The sequence below is a fragment of the Acinetobacter tandoii genome, from assembly GCF_008867985.1.
GTDB classification, from domain to species: domain Bacteria; phylum Pseudomonadota; class Gammaproteobacteria; order Pseudomonadales; family Moraxellaceae; genus Acinetobacter; species Acinetobacter tandoii.
In genome coordinates this window covers 171,603-188,934 of record NZ_VXLD01000005.1, presented here as the reverse complement: position 1 = coordinate 188,934, position 17,332 = coordinate 171,603, and the positions used below count along the sequence as shown (strand labels likewise).

Annotated in this window: 15 protein-coding genes and 2 pseudogenes; 6 read left to right on the top strand and 11 right to left on the bottom strand. The window is 40.9% G+C overall.

Translation table 11 applies throughout. The annotated features are described in order from the left end of the window. Window positions 1-16: 16 nt before the first annotated feature. Window positions 17-952 (bottom strand): LysR family transcriptional regulator, encoded by a 936-nt coding sequence (locus F4W09_RS09955; protein WP_151504687.1) that lies wholly within the window; start codon window positions 950-952, stop codon window positions 17-19. An 89-nt stretch (window positions 953-1,041) separates the two neighbouring features. Here F4W09_RS09955 and F4W09_RS09950 point away from each other — a divergent pair, with 89 nt between their 5' ends. After that, window positions 1,042-1,686 carry an alanyl-tRNA editing protein gene (locus F4W09_RS09950; protein ID WP_151504686.1) on the top strand — a complete coding sequence of 215 codons (645 nt, stop codon included), beginning with the start codon at window positions 1,042-1,044 and terminating at the stop codon, window positions 1,684-1,686. Then, entirely contained in the window at window positions 1,683-2,321 is a 639-nt protein-coding gene (locus tag F4W09_RS09945) for a LysE family translocator (protein ID WP_151504685.1), read from the top strand. Before F4W09_RS09950 ends, F4W09_RS09945 begins: the two co-directional genes overlap by 4 nt. 309 nt (window positions 2,322-2,630) lie before the next feature. Here the strand turns inward: F4W09_RS09945 and F4W09_RS09940 are convergent, their stop codons facing one another. The 6 genes from F4W09_RS09940 to F4W09_RS09915 all read right to left on the bottom strand — a co-directional run bounded on the left by F4W09_RS09940 (window position 2,631) and on the right by F4W09_RS09915 (window position 9,890). Beyond that, complete coding sequence (locus F4W09_RS09940) at window positions 2,631-4,385, bottom strand: tannase/feruloyl esterase family alpha/beta hydrolase (RefSeq protein WP_151504684.1); 1,755 nt, start codon at window positions 4,383-4,385, stop codon at window positions 2,631-2,633. A gap of 32 nt (window positions 4,386-4,417) precedes the next feature. After that, entirely contained in the window at window positions 4,418-4,810 is a 393-nt protein-coding gene (locus tag F4W09_RS09935) for a PaaI family thioesterase (protein WP_016168000.1), read from the bottom strand. 54 nt (window positions 4,811-4,864) lie between these two features. Continuing rightward, window positions 4,865-5,401 (bottom strand): DUF3237 domain-containing protein, encoded by a 537-nt coding sequence (locus F4W09_RS09930; protein ID WP_151504683.1) that lies wholly within the window; start codon window positions 5,399-5,401, stop codon window positions 4,865-4,867. A 52-nt stretch (window positions 5,402-5,453) separates the two neighbouring features. Further along, a complete protein-coding gene (locus tag F4W09_RS09925; RefSeq protein ID WP_215899324.1) occupies window positions 5,454-6,707 on the bottom strand; it encodes an OprD family porin in 1,254 nt (417 codons plus the stop codon). Window positions 6,708-6,789: 82 nt separating this feature from the next. After that, entirely contained in the window at window positions 6,790-7,929 is a 1,140-nt protein-coding gene (locus tag F4W09_RS09920; RefSeq protein WP_151504682.1) for an acyl-CoA dehydrogenase family protein, read from the bottom strand. Between the two features lie 74 nt (window positions 7,930-8,003). Continuing rightward, a complete protein-coding gene (locus F4W09_RS09915; protein WP_171492418.1) occupies window positions 8,004-9,890 on the bottom strand; it encodes a feruloyl-CoA synthase in 1,887 nt (628 codons plus the stop codon). An 89-nt stretch (window positions 9,891-9,979) separates the two neighbouring features. Here F4W09_RS09915 and F4W09_RS17465 point away from each other — a divergent pair. Continuing rightward, window positions 9,980-10,039: pseudogene (locus F4W09_RS17465) on the top strand (hypothetical protein); the annotation flags it as partial. On the opposite strand, the pseudogene F4W09_RS09910 reads toward F4W09_RS17465, so the two are convergent. Together F4W09_RS09910 and F4W09_RS09905 are read right to left on the bottom strand one after the other, a co-directional pair. Beyond that, window positions 10,016-11,467 (bottom strand): annotated as a pseudogene (locus F4W09_RS09910) (aldehyde dehydrogenase); the annotation flags it as partial. The pseudogenes F4W09_RS17465 and F4W09_RS09910 overlap by 24 nt on opposite strands. Before the next feature lie 39 nt (window positions 11,468-11,506). Continuing rightward, window positions 11,507-12,340 carry a p-hydroxycinnamoyl CoA hydratase/lyase gene (locus tag F4W09_RS09905; protein ID WP_151504679.1) on the bottom strand — a complete coding sequence of 278 codons (834 nt, stop codon included), beginning with the start codon at window positions 12,338-12,340 and terminating at the stop codon, window positions 11,507-11,509. 255 nt (window positions 12,341-12,595) lie between these two features. Between F4W09_RS09905 and mhpT the strand changes: the two genes are divergently transcribed. The 3 genes from mhpT to F4W09_RS09890 all read left to right on the top strand — a co-directional run bounded on the left by mhpT (window position 12,596) and on the right by F4W09_RS09890 (window position 15,172). Continuing rightward, window positions 12,596-13,822: a 3-(3-hydroxy-phenyl)propionate transporter MhpT gene (mhpT, locus tag F4W09_RS09900; RefSeq protein ID WP_151504678.1), complete on the top strand. Its 1,227-nt coding sequence runs from the start codon at window positions 12,596-12,598 to the stop codon at window positions 13,820-13,822. A gap of 64 nt (window positions 13,823-13,886) precedes the next feature. Next, on the top strand, window positions 13,887-14,363 hold the full coding sequence (locus F4W09_RS09895; protein ID WP_151504677.1) for a MarR family winged helix-turn-helix transcriptional regulator: 477 nt from the start codon (window positions 13,887-13,889) through the stop codon (window positions 14,361-14,363). Window positions 14,364-14,488: 125 nt separating this feature from the next. Next, a complete protein-coding gene (locus F4W09_RS09890; RefSeq protein WP_151504676.1) occupies window positions 14,489-15,172 on the top strand; it encodes a GntR family transcriptional regulator in 684 nt (227 codons plus the stop codon). Window positions 15,173-15,220: 48 nt separating this feature from the next. On the opposite strand, the gene F4W09_RS09885 is transcribed toward F4W09_RS09890, so the two are convergent. Next, a complete protein-coding gene (locus F4W09_RS09885; RefSeq protein WP_151504675.1) occupies window positions 15,221-16,165 on the bottom strand; it encodes a PDR/VanB family oxidoreductase in 945 nt (314 codons plus the stop codon). A 10-nt stretch (window positions 16,166-16,175) separates the two neighbouring features. After that, entirely contained in the window at window positions 16,176-17,252 is a 1,077-nt protein-coding gene (locus F4W09_RS09880; protein ID WP_151504674.1) for an aromatic ring-hydroxylating dioxygenase subunit alpha, read from the bottom strand. Between the last annotated feature and the right edge of the window lie 80 nt (window positions 17,253-17,332).

Here is a 17,332-nt window from a genome sequence, read left to right as displayed (position 1 = left end):
TTTGCGTATTTTTTTATCAATCTGGTCTTAACAATGTCGGTTCTTGTGCCAATTTTTGTGCCAGAAATTCAATCAATACTTTTAGTTTTGGTGGCAAATGTTTTGTCGCTGGGTACAACAACCATGCTCCGCCACTATAGTAGGTTTTAAAATACCAGTTTGGCAAAACTTGAATTAACTGCTTATTTTTCATTGCCTTATTGGCTACAAAGAACGGTAAACTGGCAATTCCAAGGTGCTGTAAGGCTGCATCAAGTCGTACTCCTGTATGATTCGCCGCGTAGCGACCTTTGACATGGACTGAAAGGTTTTTGTTCCCTTGTTGAAATTTCCATTTTGAATCTATTGCTTGCTCACCCAAATAGATACACTGATGTTCTTTCAAATCGTGTGGATGCTGAGGTGTACCAAACCTTGATAAATACTCAGGCGTTGCACAAATTACATGGTCTATTTCTAAAAGTTTACGGCCCATCAAACCATCATGTGGCTTCTCCGTAATACGAATAGCTAGGTCGACTTGATCTTCAATTAAATCAACATAACGATCTTCTAATAGCAGTTGAATATCAATTTTAGGATAAAGTCTCAAAAATTCAGGTAAATAGGGGTGAATTAGATAATGCCCAACGGCCTTAGGCACACTCATTCGAATTTGACCTTGAGGTTCTGAGTGAAATTTTTCCGAACTTTCCATTACGGCTTGAGCTGCATTCACCATATCTAGGCAACGCTCGTATACAGCTTGTCCACTTTCACTTATACGTAACTTACGAGTGGTTCTTTGTAGTAGTCGGGTCCCTAATGCTTTTTCTAAGCGTGAAATTGCTCGACTGATTGCGGAAGGTGTTGTTCCAAACTGACGGGCTGTTTCAGAAAAACTACTTGTTTCTACCACTTTTACAAATGTCACCATTTCATTCAGTAAGTTTAAATTTTGATTTGTGCTCATGAAGCAAAAGTTATTTGATAATTTTCTAGATTATCACTCCATAGACAAAGTAATACAATTTTTTCATATTTTGATACGGTTGTTATTTCATGGTTAAACATCTTTATTTATCTGGTGTTACAGAAAGTTATGCTGAAGTGATTGCTTGCACTGCATTAGATAATGGTCAATTTGAAATTAAATTAGAAAACATGCCATTTCATCCTCAAGGTGGGGGACAACCGAGTGATACTGGATATATTGCAGAGAGTGAAGTTGTCCATGTTGGAGTTGAAAATGGCACGATTATTCATCTATGTAAAAGTGCTGTAGCATTAGGTCGAGTATATGCAAAAGTTGATATTCAAGCCCGTCGACTCCACAGTCGTTTGCACAGTGCAGGACATTTGATTGGACATATTGTTGAAAGTTATGGTTGGCAACCAATCAAAGCACAACACTGGCCAAACAATTCAAAAGTACAGTTTTTGGTGACCCAAAACAGTGAACCTGTGGATTCTATGTATTTAGAAACTCGTCTACAAGCCTTTATCGATGCAGATTTAGCAGCAAAGATCACCCTTAATGAGAATGGATTTCGTGAAATTCAGTTTGGTGAATTGAATGCTTATCCTTGTGGTGGAACGCATGTTCTATCTTTATCGGAAATTGGTAACGTCAAAATTATTAAAATGGAAATGAAGAAAGACAAACTCACTGTACATTATGCCTTAGCTACGAGTATTTCAGGATGAATGTCTATTACCATGAGTTTCTTACGCTAGCCCTCATACATTTTCTTGCAGTGATTATTCCAGGACCCGATTTCATTATTAGTGTGCGGCAAAGTACCCAACACGGTTATCGAATCGGCTGTATGACCGCAGTAGGAATTGGTTCTGGCATTTCTGTTCATGTGTTTTATACCCTTATGGGCGTTGGTTTTGTTCTGTCTCAAAATCATATTTTCATGAGCCTTTTTCAAATAATCGGTGCCTTATATTTACTCTATTTAGGCTGGAATTGTTTGAAAGGAGGGTCGAGTCCAATTGAAATTAGCACGGTTGTTACCTCTGAACACAGAACGATGTCTTATCGTCAAGCATTCATGACAGGTTTTTGGACCAATGCACTGAACCCTAAGGCGACCATTTTTTTCTTGGCTATTTTCAGCAGTATAGTTAGCACAACAACGCCGTTATACATACAGATTCTGTATGGTGGATGGATGTGTTTGGTGAATACTTTGTGGTTTATTGCAGTCAGTTTGATTTTTACACAGTCTAAAATCAGATCAGGCTTTCTAAAATATAATTCTATTTTAGAGAAAGTTATGGGCGTGTTATTGGGTGCAATCGCAATAAGGTTAATTTTAGGGATTGAGTTCTAATCATCAATAAAGCATAACCATATGTTAAGGCTGTTGAAATTACGATATTAAAATTCAAATCTTTAAAATACAACGAGGTATGAGGATTAAAACTGCTAATCTTTCCATGCAAGTCTTTTGATAGATACAGTCAACAGCCTAAACTCTTCTAAAATTTTTGACTTTATACCGACAAAATCGAACGTTCGGGGAGAAGTCTTGTTTGAGGATGGTTTTAGAGCCATTCAATTATACATAGCCTTAACCAGACTCAAACAAAGAAAGGGCTGATTTTTAGCTCTTTCTTTGTTTCTAAACACTTATTTTTGATTACAATTTACAGCTAAAATTCTTGGCTTGCTCACTGTCTCCCTGACCGTTATAACGTGCGATTAAAGGATATGGGCAAAGTGGGCGTGTACGAGTGGCCGACCAATCGGTAGGTAATTCAGTATTCACTTGCCCACTGGCATTGCCTTCACCCCGTGCTCCAGCAATGATTCGATCTGGCGCCTGACCATATTCCACCCAATTGACCAAGGCTGTGAGTGCATCAAACTGATCGGTTGCGATACCACCACGAGAGTGATTCATGCCTGGAACACGAAAAAAACGAACAAAACTTGGAGCATTGCCAGAGGCGTTATTTTGATATTTTTGTAGTAATTTATCGTACCAGTTCTGGGTGTCATCTACAGAAAATACGCCATCGGCCGTGCCCTGAACTACAATCATTTTACCGCCACGTGCAAGGAGTTTATCCAGATTCAATTCATCAGGTGGAATCATAAAAGACATGGCACTTTCTGAGTAGGTTTCATTGGTGGCAGATAATTTTGCGTAGTCTGTGTCAAAATTAAAATTGAAGGCAAATTGACGAGAATTGAGCATAACGTCTGGATTTGGTGGAACCTGAAAAATGATTCCGACTGCAACTGGGTCACGTGCCGTACCAACAGACGAATCAAATTTCCAACTCGCCCAATTACTGCCGATCAGCCCCGGATCAAAAGGTTGTGTGGCATATAATGCTTCACCTGTTGCATTGACAGGACCTCGATAGATATTGGCAAGCACATCAATTTGATCTGTAGATAAACAACTTCCATCTCGTGTGCTAGAACACACAGGAACATCGCGGTGAATATCAAATGCCGTACGACAGGCTTCCACGTCTTGAACTAAACCATCCGCAATACCATCAAGTCCATCACATTGATTTAAAATAGCTTGCGCCAGCACTTTCCGTTCAGATAGGGTGAGGGCTGTTTTTAAATCGTTTTCATCGGTAGCCACTCGGCGTAATTGTTGCGCCGTATAAAGTTGGGCTGCTGCAGCACGTGGCAAATGGAAACCCGGTGTACTGGCAAGAATCCCATCATACTGATTTGCTACACGTGTTGCCGCCATCATGGCATGTCGACCACCGTTTGAGGTTCCACCTGCATAAGAACGATCTGGCAATTTCCCATAAGCGGCTTGAATCAGATTTTTCGCCATTGGCGTGAGTTTAGTGATTGCACCATACCCATAGTCAATTCGAGCTTGTGGGTCTAAGCCAAACAATGGGTTTTGGGCTGCATTGTGTCCCGCATCAGATGAAATAACAGCAAAACCATCATGTAAGGCATTGGTTAGTGGTCCACCACTTCCGACTTGACCAGTTGCTGTCGCAATATTGCCATCTGTACCGCCATTACCTTGATAAAGGAAACGACCATTCCAATCTAGAGGTAAGCGCATTTCAAAACCAATTTGAAAGGTTTGACCATCTACGGGACTAACGCGTTGATACATGTAGCCTGTAATTAAGCAGTGTGCTGCAATATCTTGACCTGCAACCTTGAGGCTACCCGCTGCTTGTAAGGTTGCTGAAGTGATATTGGTGTTTGAATATTTAAACCCTTGTAAATCCGCGCATGAACCTTTTAAGTTGGTTCCGACGGCTGGAGCAAGTTGTGGAATTGTGGCTGTAGTTTGTGTCGTTTTTGAGCTGTCATTATCGCCACAGGCTGAAAGACCAATACATAAGGTCAATACACTTAACGGTGTGAACCAATTTTTTTGTTTTAAATTTTTTTGCATTATTGAAATTCCATATCAATCAATGTTGAAGGTTAAGATTGGAGAACCATGAAATTGGCGGTACTTCGTGCAATCATTTTTTGGTTTTGCCATGCTTCGCTTTCAAGGCTCAGAATGGCTTTGCCTTGTTTGGTAAAGCGACATTTGGTGAGTACAGTTCCCACTTGGCAGGGACGTAAAAAATCCATAGTTAAGTTAATGGTGGTTGCTGGAGTTTGATTATTGGCAAGATAAGCAAACAGCCCCATCACATCATCTAGCATGGCACAGACCATGCCACCTTCTACACTGCCTCGCGGATTGGTAAAGCTGTCCAGCGCGACATAACTAATTTCTAGTTCAGTCTGGTCAGCATTCCATTGGATATTGTGACCTCCCAGAAGATGATGAATGGGGGGAAGGTTTGTTAAAGTGCTTGGTGTCATAATGAAAGATCCGTTTCTCGAATAATGACGAAAAGATAGATAAAGCTTCGATGCTTATTGCAGCGTGTAAGCGTCATAAATTACGGCTTTGCCTAAACGCATGGCACTCCCAACGGCAACAGTTTGATTCAGCCACGCATATTTCGGCGAACTAGTTTCAAATTGCATGGTAATTTTGAAATAGTATTTGTTCGGGTCGACATCTTTACCTTGCGCCAGTTGTTGCAGCACTTCTTTTGAGCCATGTCTGTAACCTTTGGTTTGTAAATAAATTAAAGCGCCATCTTCAGTTTCAAGTAGGTATCGAGTATCAATAATGGCAAGTCCTTGACTGTCCACAATTTGCCAATCTGCTCCATTATTTAAAATACGCCCTTTGAGTTGTTTCCCTTGGAAGGTGCCACCTATAATTGGAATTATTCGACGTTTGCCACTATCGCTAGTAGCTCCAAGCTCCCAAACAGGCGCATTCAAATCCACGCTAAATTGAGCCAGTGGTTCTAAATGAGGTGCTGGCGGCTGATATTGCGTTTCAGCATAGCTCTGGCTGAATAGGCTCAGACCAAAGCAAAGACCGAGTATTTTTTTCATCAAATTTCTCTCACAAAAAAAGGTTCTGGCAGCAGCAGAACCTCTGTAGGCATTATTTAAATTTCCATGTGTAGTCAATGTTAATACGTGTTTCGTTGGACGGTTTGATGTTGGCAGTAGAGAGCATATTGTTGTCATACATGGCGTAGCGGGCACGTAAACCTAGATTTTTTAATGGTCCATTTTGTACGGTATAACCAATGTCAAAATCGGTTTCATGTTCTTTTAAATCGGTTCCACCTAGTTTTGGTGCATAAATATTGTCACCAGTGGTGTAACGGGTCATAAAGCGTAAGCCCGGTACATAGTTTTTGAAGTCATATTCATAACGTAAGCTATACACATGCTCTTTGGGATTCAAAAATTCCGCAGGCCAAGTATCGATCAGCAAACCTGTTTCACCACCTGTTAAATATGGAAATGCGGTATCACCACTATGGTGGAAAGTCGCCAAAATAAATTTGTGATTTTGATGTTTCAGTTCAAAATAACCATGAATCAGGTCGTTATCCACTAAGCCTGCTTTAGCTTGCCCATCTTCTCGGCTGCGGTAATAGCGTAATTGTGAGCTAAAATTATTGCCGTCATTGAATTTGTGGTTATAGGTAATGCCAAACATGGACTGGTTATATAGGTCTTGCACATCCATATAAAAGCTGGTCAGTTTGGTACTTGGAATAAGCTGATAATGACCACCTAGATAATACAGTTGGTCGGTATCGGCACTTTTAAAGCGACCATTGACTGCTGAAATGCGCAGATTTTCCCAGTTAGTTGAATCACGATGATTGACCTGATCAATATACGCCGATTGGAAATCCAGATTTGGGATATCTTTCGATTCTAAGGAAATGCCTCGATAGGTTTGTGGTAATAAACGGGCAGGTGAGGCAACCAGTACAGGGTTCATTGGTCGAAGTGTTCCAACCTTTAATTCAGTTTTACTGATTTTAGCTTTACCTGTGACTCCAATTTCCCCATAACTGGAAGCAGGTTCATTGGTCACAGTATCTCGTGGTAAATTTCCTGTTCCTGCATAGTCAGCACTAGCATCCAATTTAAACCCAGCCGTCGCTAAAATATCTATCCCAAAACCAATTGTTCCTTCGGTATAGCCTGAATTGGCTTTTAGAATAAATCCTTGTGTCCAATCTTTAGCGGCTGGGTATTTAGACTGCTCTTGATAATCACGATCAAAATAAAAATTTCGTGTGGTTAAATCGACTGTGCTGTTATCAATAAAGTTACCAGCAAATACTGAACTGGAGAGCATAAGGGTAGAGTACATCCATAATTTAGACTGCATTGCATTTCTTCCTGAAATATCATTGTTGTTTTACATGCAGACCTCAAACCAAGGTCTGTTCTTCATTTGTTGTTTAAACGAATTATTTTCCGAGCATTTCCCGCGCGACAATTTCTTTCATAATTTCATTGGTGCCGCCGTAAATTTTTTGCACACGAGCATCGACAAAGAAACGTGAAATTGGGTATTCCTGCATGTAGCCATAGCCACCAAACAGTTGTAGTAATTGATCAATCACATCGCATTGGGTATCGGTAATAAAGCATTTCAAGGCAGCAACATGGCTGACGCTTAACGCATCTCGACTATATTGTTCCGCACATTGATCGACAAAGGCCTGAGCTGCTTTGGCTTTAATTTGCGTATTGGCCAACACAAAACGCGTGTTTTGCATGTGACTTAAAGGTTGACCAAAGGCTTTTCGTTGCTGAACATAATCACTGGTGAGCTCAATCGCACCTAAAATTGAACCCAATGCCATCATAGAAATACTTAAACGTTCACGGGGCAACTCCTGCATGAGGTAGGCAAAACCTTGACCTTCTTCTCCCAGTCTTTGATTCTTAGGTACTTTGACCTGATCAAAAAATAACTCAGCGGTGTCTTGGGCATGGAGTCCAATTTTTTTCAAAGATCGCCCTTTTTCAACACCTTCTAATGCAGCATCAACCAATAACAAGGAAATGCCCTTTGCTCGAGCTTCGGGATTAGTTTTTGCCACCAAGACAATGAGGTCGGCATGTATCCCATTGGAAATAAAAGTTTTTGAACCATCCACCAGATAATGGTCTTGATTCAAAATAGCTTGTGTACGAATGGCTTGTAAGTCCGATCCTGCATTGGCTTCAGTCATGGCTATCGCAGTGACGACTTCGCCAGTAACCATTTTGGGTAGCCAATATTGCTTTTGTTCTTCACTGCCTAAGTTTTGGATATATGGAGAAACCAGTTCATTTTGTCCACCAATTGCAACAGCCAAGGAGGTAAAACCTGCTTGTGCAGTTTCCTGTACCAGCATCAGAGAATAGTGAATGGGGGCGCCATAACCGCCATATTCTTCAGGCACATCAATACATAAAAAGCCGTTTTCACCTAGCTGGTTCCATAATTGTCTCGGAATCAGACCATCTTCTTCCCATTGCTCATAATGTGGAGCGACAAATTCTTTTAGAAAGCGGCGATAGTTATCGCGAAACAGTTCAAATTCAGTATCTTGTTGCATACTTAACCTTTTTTTGGCAAAAGTAAGGGTAAAGCCCAAAAGAAATTGAGCTTTTTTACTGTTATTTCAGTGGTTTAGTTGTTTAAAGTTGGGACTCGAATAATCAGAGAATTCTCAGTTTGTTTTTGATACAACTCTTCAATTTTCTCGGCACGACGCTTAATAATATTGCCTTGATTGAGATTACCTTTATCGGTGACTTCACCCGCATCCAGTTGCGGTGGTTCAGTTTGCAGATACAGCATAGAAACGCGATTGGAACTTCCTGTTGCATCTTTGTTGTAATGCATTAAAAATTGACGGAACCATTGCTGGATTTTTGGATGTTTCAAAATTTCTTCAGCGCGATGTTCTGATAAAGACAGCCCTGCATAATCGGCACAGGCATCCAGTTTGGGAAAAATTAAAAAACCAATTGCGTTTAGGTTAGACCCCGTAATACAGACATCTTGAATCAGTAAATTTCCCTGAATCAGGACTTTATTGCGTAAGGTACCAACATTTACAAACGTGCCTGTATTGAGTTTAAAGTCTTCTGCAATACGGCCATCGTACATCAAGCCCTGAGTTGGATCATTGACATCGACCAAGCGAACTGCATCTCCAGTATGGAAAAAACCTTCTTCATCAAAGACTGTGCTTTGCTGATCTTCATTTAAGCGCCAATAACCTTTCATAACATGTTTGCCACGGACACAAAATTCAAGTTTGTCCCCATAAGGAACCAACTTAATTTCGCAGCCCGGTGCAGGGTAGCCAATAAAGCCTGCCATAACACGCGGGCCTGTGGTAAAGGCACAAGAGGGTGCTGTTTCCGTCATGCCAAGCCCACTCATAATGCGGATTTTTTCACCGCAATGTTGCTGTGCAATTCGGTCTAATCGATTCCAACCTGCTTCGGATAAAGCAGCACCTGCAAAGAATAGAATTTTCACTTTGGCAAAAAAGCGATCACGCAGTTCAGCATCTTTTTCCAATGCATCGGTGAGTTCTTCCCAGCCTTTGGGTACGTTTAAATAAACTGTGGGTGAAATTTCTTTTAAGTTTCGAATCGTCTCATCGAACTTGCCTGCAACAGGTTTACCATCATCAATATAGATAGTACCGCCGTTATATAAGGCGATCCCGACATTGTGGCTACCGCCAAAGGTATGATGCCAAGACAACCAATCAAGCAATACTGGGGCTGTTTCCTCAAACTCTGGGAAAGTTTGTAATAACATTTGCTGGTTAACGCTTAACATCAAATGTGTAGTTGGGACAGCTTTCGGTAATTTAGTCGAACCAGAAGTAAACAAAAATTTGGCAATTTGATGTTCATCTAAACTTTGATAATGCTCCTGCACATTCGTGACAGGCGTATCTAAAAGTGATTGAAATGAAGTGCAACTATGTTCGCCTAGAATCCCTTTATTGGTAACAACTTCGATCTCCGTTTGGGCACAACTTTGAATGGCTTTAGCAAAAGCCTGACCATCATTGGCATAAACCATACCTGGAGTGAGCACGTCGAACACATGTTTGAGTTTGCCAAAATCTTGGGATATCAGTGAATAAGCAGGGGATATTGCAGAAAATGGAACACCTGCTAACATCGCGGCCATCGACAACGTTAAATGCTCAAGATCATTGCCCGATAAAATAAGCAAAGGACGTTGTTCGCTCAAATTGCGATTATGTAAGGCTTGAGCAATATGCCATGCACGTTGTAAGGTGTCAGCATAACTCAGTTTGACCCACTCACCTTGAGTATTTTTTTTTGCCGCAAAAGTATGCTCAGGTTTGGTTTGTGCAAAATGAATCAGACGATCCGTCAATTTTTGTGGGTAATTTTTAAGTTGTTCTTTGGGATGAAGATACAAAACCTGATCTTTGTAAACATAATCGACATCATGACTTCCCAGTTTTACAAAACGCTCGCGATCTTGTGATTGAGTGGCATTCATTTGCATTGGTTTCACTCCATGGAAAGCGCATCACTGCGCTTTTTATTTTTGCTTCATGCATTCTTATTGAATATTAAGGTCAAATCCAATTACTAAATTGGATAATGACGCGGTTGTGTTTGTATGGTTATCCAACGCAATTCTGTAAATTCTGCAATCGAAGCCTTACTGCCAAAGCGTCCATATCCACTGGCTTTGGTTCCACCAAAAGGCATTTGTGCTTCATCGTGTACGGTTGCACCATTAATATGACAAATGCCTGAGTCAATTTGTTTCGCAACATCCAGTGCTTGTGCAATATTTTGACTAAACACGGCAGCAGATAAACCAAATTCACTGTCATTCGCAAGGGCAATGCCTTCTTCAACACTGCTAAAGCGTTGTACAGTGCAAACAGGGCCAAAAGATTCTTCACGATATAGCTGCATTTCGGGTTGAATATTTAAAACCAAAGTTGGTTGCATTGTAGTGTCTTGTATTTGAATGCCGAGCGGTAAATTAGCCCCTTTACTTTGCGCATCCTCAAGTAAATGTCGAATGCGATTTGCAGCGCGCTGGCTTTCCAATACACCAAGAGCATGCCCTTTAAATGCTGGATTTCCTGCATGAATAGTACGGGTCTTTTCAATCAGTTTTTCAATAAATTGATCTGCAATCCCATCTTGAACAAGTACGCGTTCGGTAGACATACAGATTTGCCCTTGGTTGAAAAAAGCACCAAATGCAACTGCATTGACAGCTTCATCGACATCAGCTTCATTCAACACCACTACAGGCGCTTTTCCACCAAGTTCGAGTAGAACAGGTTTTAAGTATTTGGCCGCTGTTTCTGCAATAATTTTTCCGACTTTGGTAGAGCCAGTAAAATTAATTCGTTTGACCGCAGGGTGCGAAATCAAGCGTTCCACAATTTGCGGTGCGTCTTCTGCAGCATGGGTAATGACATTTACCACACCATCGCCAAGGCCTGCTTCATGTAACACTTGCCCAATTAAACGTTGAGTTGCAGGGCAAGCCTCTGAAGCTTTGAGTACCACAGTATTACCACAGGCCAGTGGCATTGCTAATGCACGAGTCGGTAAAATTACAGGAGCATTCCAAGGCGCAATACCAACTACAACCCCGCACGGAACACGAATTCCCATCGCCATATTGCCTGGCACATCGGACGGAATAAGGCTGCCATCCATTTGTGTGGTCATGGCTGCTGCCTCACGTAACATATTGGCAGCAAGGTGGACATTGAACCCATACCATGTCGCAGTTGAACCTGTTTCACGCATCCCAATTTGAATAAATTGATCCGTTCTGGCATCCATCAAATCCGCTGCTTTGAGTAAGCGTAAACGGCGTTCAGTCGGGGAAAGTTTCGACCAAACAGGAAAAGCCTTTGCCGCAGACTCTATAGCTAAATCGACATCTGCTAAAGTTGCCGCCGCCGCAATACTGGCGACTTGACCATCAATCGGACTGATCCGTTCAAATATTGCCTGATTCGATGCATCGACAGATTGCCCGTGAATGAGCAATTGCACCGTATGGCTGTTTGATGTCTCTACAGATTCATCTTGTTTTAACTGTACATTATGCATGGGTTGTATCCTTACTTAACCATTTAAAAAAACCAGAAATTAGCCAGTACGCTTGTAGCTTTGTAAACCTGGTTTAATAGATTTTTCATCTAGGAATTGTTTCAGACCTTCTTGGCGTCCACCTTCGGTATCGCGATGGTTACATTGATCTAACTTGGCATATAAATAATCTTCATTTTGATCCCAAGTGAGTTCACGACAGCGTTTAAAACCATTTTTGGCAGTACGCAATACCACAGGGTTTTTCTCTAGCAAAATATTAGCAAGCTCAGTGACTTCTGATTTAAGTTGAGCCAAAGGAACACTTTTATTGACCAAGCCCATATTTTCCGCTTCTTTTCCACTAAAAGTCTTGCCCGTCATAATGTAATACAGCGAGGTACGGTGTCCAACGGTATCTGCCATTGCTTTGCTTACCAAGTTGCCTGGGGGAATCCCCCAGTTAATTTCAGATAAACCAAAGGTTGCTTCATCCGCTGCTATGGCTAGATCACACGCTACTAAAGGGGAGAAGCCGCCACCGAAACACCATCCATTAACCATAGCAATGGTTGGTTTTGAATACATACGCAATAATTGCCACTGCCAGCGACAAGAATCACGGCGAATACGCTCTTGTACAATTTCTGGTTGACTATCTACTTCACGGAAATATTCTTTCAAATCCATGCCTGCTGTCCAAGAATCCCCAGATCCTGTTAAAACCAACACGCGAGCATCTTGATCAAGTTCTAGAGTTTCCAATACATCAATCATTTCACGGTTCAATGTTGGACTCATGGCATTTTTCTTTTCTGGGCGGTTGAATGTTACCCAAGCAATTCCATTTTGAACTTTAACATCAACGGTTTCCCAACGCTTTTCATATGTCATGTGCTTACTCCTTAAATGACAGTTTGTTTGTTCTGTATTCAACATAATATCAGTTAAACTTACATTCAAGTGTTTTTTGAAAAATTTTCTTTAATTTTTTTATATTACTGAAAAATATAAATAAAAATATTTTTATATAAAATAAATAAAATTTTGTGTTGATTTTTAAATCAGTCTAACTGATATTTTACAGGTGTTCGATGAACAACACAAAACAACAAGATGTCATGGAAATATCAAAACAAGGATTTAATTATGGATAAAGTGCATCACCCCTCAGGAAGGGCCAAACTCACATTGCTTTTATGCTTTGCAATCGCAATTTTTGAGGGTTTCGATCTTCAATCTATGGGGGTTGCCGCCCCACGTATGCGTGCAGAATTTATGTTGGATAATGCTCAAATGGCTTGGGCCTTCAGTGCTGCAATTATCGGAACATTACCAGGTGCAATTGTCGGTGGACGGCTTGCGGATATTATTGGTCGTAAAAAAGTATTAATTTTTAGTATATTGCTTTTTGGAGTCATGTCATTAGTGACTGCTTTTGCAGCTAATTATGAACTCCTGTTAGTCATTCGTTTTTTGACTGGACTCGGAATGGGTGGTGCCTTACCCATGATGATTACTTTGGCATCTGAGGCAGTTTCATCTGACCGTAAAGGTACCGCAGTCAGTATTATGTACAGTGGAATTCCATGTGGTGGCTTACTCACTTCTGTGGTTGCGATGCTTTTGGCTGGCGATGCAGAATGGCGTCATATCTTTTATGTGGGAGGAATCGCACCTATTCTATTAATCCCACTATTGATGAAATATCTACCTGAATCATCGGATTACATAACCCATAAAACTCAATCGGCAACGCCTTTTTTTGAAGTGTTATTTGCTAAAGAAAGAAGAATGTCGACGATTCAAATTTGGATCAGTTTTTTCTGTACGTTGGTGGTGCTGTACTTCTTGCTGAATTGGCTGCCGCTATTGATGGGTGCTCAAGGTTTGACCAAACCGCAAGCCAATTATGTGCAAATGGGCTATAACATTGGTGGAGTTTTTGGCTCAATTTTAATGGGTATGATGTTAGACAAAATGCGTATGAGCTTCGTGATTAAATTTATTTATCTCGGCATTTTGGTATCCTTGTGTTGTCTGTCTTTTTCTCCAACCGTAGCGATACTAGCACTCTCAGCAGTGGGTTGTGGGCTATTTATTGTCGGTGGACAGTCTGCATTGTATGGTCTGGCAGCGATGTACTATCCGACCGAAATGCGTGGTACGGGTGTGGGTGCAGCAGTGGCAATTGGGCGCATCGGCTCATTTGCAGGTCCACTCTTGGCAGGCTTTTTACTGTCGATTGGTAAAAGTGCCACGATTGTGATTGGCTCAAGTATTCCTGTTATTCTGATCGCGGCGATTTCTGCTTTGATGCTTGTCAGAAAGCCTAAACAGCCTGTACAGTTAATACAAAGTTCGACAGCTCGATAAGTCCAAGGAAGTATGGGAGTCCACTCTCATACTTTTTTTAGTTTTAGCTTTTGTGATGAAAATTATGATGCGTTCAAATATCGTTGATAAAAAAATAGAAGATGGTCCCCGCTTAAGCTATACCATCGCACGTATAGATCGGGTAATTAGTAAATATTTAACAGAACATTTAAAAGATTTAGACATCACTTTGCCTCAGTTCACCGCCTTATCTGTTTTAGCCTCTAAAAACAATTTGTCGAATGCAAAGCTTGCAGAACGTTCATTTATTAAGCCACAGTCGGCCAATAAAATTTTGCAAGATTTATTGCAACAACAATGGATTGAGAAAACGCCAGATCCAACCCATGGTCGTCGTATTTTGCTTACCGTAACAGAAACTGGTTTGGCTAAATTGGCCGAGTGCAATGCGGTGGTTGAAGCATTGGAAAGTAAAATGTTGCAAGGCGTTGATATGAATTTGGCTTATTTAATTCGTAATAATTTGGATATTATGGTCAATAACTTAAAACAATCTCAAGTTGAAACACTTTCAGAGTAAGTCAGAATTAAGCTTTAATATCCCAATGCATATCATGTAGACCTTTTCTCTATTCAAAATGTATTGTCACTTGAGGATTGAACTTGTTAGCATGACTTTGAAATATTTGAACAAGTGTGGCTAGGATGTCTTCAGGGCAACAAGTATTAATTAAATTAAGAAAAATGATTATCGCAGGTGAACTTGAAGGCGGTAGTCGCATTGCAGAAATTCCAACAGCAGAGTTGCTTGGGGTATCCCGTCAGCCTGTACGTATAGCTTTTCGACTTTTAGAACAAGAAGGGCTGTTGATTAAAAATCCGACACGTGGTTATACAGTACGTGAAATCTCAAACGAATTGGTCAATGATGCTCTGGAAGTTCGTGGTGTGCTAGAAGGGTTAGCAGCCAAAACTTTAGCCGAGCAAGGTTTATCTGAAGTACAGCAACAAACTCTCAAAAACTGTATAGAAAAAATAGAGCAACTCTTTGCAGAACACACTGAATTTGGGGATGAAGAATTAGAGCGATATCATGAATTTAACGTAATTTTCCATGACACGATTATTCAAGGTGCGCAAAATATTGCACTTATTCAAGCCTTGGCAAAAAACAATCAATTGCCTATGGCTTCCGTTCAAGCCATTACTTACGATGAATCACGAGCCTTATCTGAATATCGTCGCTTACACTACGCACATTTGCAGCATTGCTCTATTTATGAAGCTTTACTTCAGCGCCAGTCAGGTCGTGCCGAAACTTTAATGCGGGAACATAGCAGTGTCGCTTTACTCGGTGAAACCGTAAAAAAAATATTGACTGAAGTGTAATGAAAAACTCCTGCTCAATGAATTTGGGCAGGAGTAAAATGAGTATTCCTATAGCTCAATTACCAAATGTTTGGATTTAGCGCGAGAGCAGCAAGGTGTGAACTGATTATTCAAGGCGCGTTCTTCATCTGTCATAAATACATCCCGATGATCTGGAACCCCTGAAACAACACGGGTAATACAAGTACCGCAAATACCTTGTTCGCAAGATACAGGCACATCAAAACCATGTGCTAACAGGGCCTGAGTTACAGTCTGTTCTGAATGAATTTCAATTCGCTGTCCTGTGCCAGCAATTTCCAAAGTAAATGCTTCATCATTTTCCTGCTTGCTTTGCTGTGCCACAAAATGCTCTTGATGCAGCTGTTCAGACTGCCAACCTGCTGTTTCAGCCGACTGCATTACAAATTGCATAAAACCTGTTGGCCCGCAGACATATAGGTGTTTGCTTGAATCGGGTTGTTGCAATACGTTTGCCATATTACATTCTGTATCAACCTGATTTTGAATGTGAAAATGAATCTGTTCTGCAAAGTGTTGGGTTAAATTGCCATAAAAGGCGATCATTTCATGACTACGTACGAAATAATGCAATTCAAATGGAATGTTCTGTGCTTTTAAACAATAAGCCATTGAAAGAATAGGGGTAATTCCAATTCCCCCTGCAAACAATACAGCTTTTTTTGTATTGCCATGCAATGCAAATAAATTACGTGGCTGTCCAATACTTAATACATCACCTTTTTGATAGTCATTATGTATGCAACGGGAACCACCACGTGAATTTTCATCGTGTAACACTCCAATCACGTAGCGGTGATTCTCACTACTACAATTAGAAAGTGAATATTGTCGTGTAAGTCCATTTTTAAGATGGACATCAATATGCGAACCTGCCTCAAAGCGCGGCAAAGCCGAGCCTGAGCTTGAAACCAGTTCAAATGCACGAATGGAAGGGGTGAGTTGATGAATCTTATTGATAATCACGTCCATGTTTTTATCCTTAAATCACATGAATATTTGGAAATTTGACCACTTCAATTGGGGTTGCAGGCTGTCTTTCTTCACTCAATAAGCGCTCAATAATTTTGCGTGATTGAACTCCGCCCGCATCAATATTCAGCATCAGCAGTTTGCGCTGTGGATTATTGAGAATGTTTTGTTGTTGTTGCTCCAACATTTCCAAATCTTCCGTAAAGATTTTTCCTTGTCCTTCACGAATTTGATCGGTGAGTTCGATATTTTCAGGCTGGAAGTTACGTGCCATGCCCCAGAAATACCAATGAGAGGTTTCTGTTTCAGGCGTAATAAAATCCACCACGATTGAAGACACCTTTTTGTCTTTAGGGCCGTCATAGCCACCATGACCTGCATGTGCAACACCTACTTCAATATGCACATTACTTGGGGCGAAGAAATGACAACGCTGCCAACGATCTACAGGTACATCATCTGCGAGATTATTGCCTCGAAGTGCCATTTGCCAAAAAGGAGGGGCAATCACATTATCCATATAACGTTCGGTAATGACATGATCGCCATCAACTTTGGTGATTGGCAGTGATTCATCAATTTCTTTTTGACCAATACTGCTAGAGTGCACATAGGTCTCATGGGTTAAATCCATGAGGTTATCAATCATTAGGCGATAGTCGCAATGAATGTGGAATAAGCCTCCGCCATAACTCCATTCTGGATGATCGGCCCATTCTAGTTCAGGAAGTTTGGATTCATCTGCAAGATTTTTCTCACCTGGCCAGACCCAGACAAAGCCCATTTTTTCCACCACAGCATAGGCTTTATTACAAGGAAATCCCTGTACACGTTGTGCAGGCATAGCAATGGTTTTTCCTTCGCAGCCCATGACCAGTCCATGATAACCGCAGACCAAATTTCCATCTTCAACATAGCCGAGTGAAAGTGGTGCGCCACGATGTGGGCAAAAGTCCTCGACAGCAACCACTTTATTTTCTTTACCACGATAAAACACAATTTTTTCGCCGCAGATAGTACGACCGAGTGGCTTGTCTTGGATTTCTTCAGGACGGCATGCAACATACCATGCATTTTTTATGAACATTGTAATGACTCCTTGTCAGTTATTGGATCCAATTTATAGTATTTTTATTACATGGTCAATTGATGCTTTGATATAAATTT

Bases quoted from the DNA above. Each gene is read 5' to 3' on its own strand.
- F4W09_RS09955 (WP_151504687.1), bottom strand. From the start codon at position 952: ATGAGCACAAATCAAAATTTAAACTTACTGAATGAAATGGTGACATTT.
- F4W09_RS09950 (WP_151504686.1), top strand. From the start codon at position 1,042: ATGGTTAAACATCTTTATTTATCTGGTGTTACAGAAAGTTATGCTGAA.
- F4W09_RS09945 (WP_151504685.1), top strand. From the start codon at position 1,683: ATGAATGTCTATTACCATGAGTTTCTTACGCTAGCCCTCATACATTTT.
- F4W09_RS09940 (WP_151504684.1), bottom strand. From the start codon at position 4,385: ATGCAAAAAAATTTAAAACAAAAAAATTGGTTCACACCGTTAAGTGTA.
- F4W09_RS09935 (WP_016168000.1), bottom strand. From the start codon at position 4,810: ATGACACCAAGCACTTTAACAAACCTTCCCCCCATTCATCATCTTCTG.
- F4W09_RS09930 (WP_151504683.1), bottom strand. From the start codon at position 5,401: ATGAAAAAAATACTCGGTCTTTGCTTTGGTCTGAGCCTATTCAGCCAG.
- F4W09_RS09925 (WP_215899324.1), bottom strand. From the start codon at position 6,707: ATGCAGTCTAAATTATGGATGTACTCTACCCTTATGCTCTCCAGTTCA.
- F4W09_RS09920 (WP_151504682.1), bottom strand. From the start codon at position 7,929: ATGCAACAAGATACTGAATTTGAACTGTTTCGCGATAACTATCGCCGC.
- F4W09_RS09905 (WP_151504679.1), bottom strand. From the start codon at position 12,340: ATGACATATGAAAAGCGTTGGGAAACCGTTGATGTTAAAGTTCAAAAT.
- mhpT (WP_151504678.1), top strand. From the start codon at position 12,596: ATGGATAAAGTGCATCACCCCTCAGGAAGGGCCAAACTCACATTGCTT.
- F4W09_RS09895 (WP_151504677.1), top strand. From the start codon at position 13,887: ATGATGCGTTCAAATATCGTTGATAAAAAAATAGAAGATGGTCCCCGC.
- F4W09_RS09890 (WP_151504676.1), top strand. From the start codon at position 14,489: ATGTCTTCAGGGCAACAAGTATTAATTAAATTAAGAAAAATGATTATC.
- F4W09_RS09885 (WP_151504675.1), bottom strand. From the start codon at position 16,165: ATGGACGTGATTATCAATAAGATTCATCAACTCACCCCTTCCATTCGT.
- F4W09_RS09880 (WP_151504674.1), bottom strand. From the start codon at position 17,252: ATGTTCATAAAAAATGCATGGTATGTTGCATGCCGTCCTGAAGAAATC.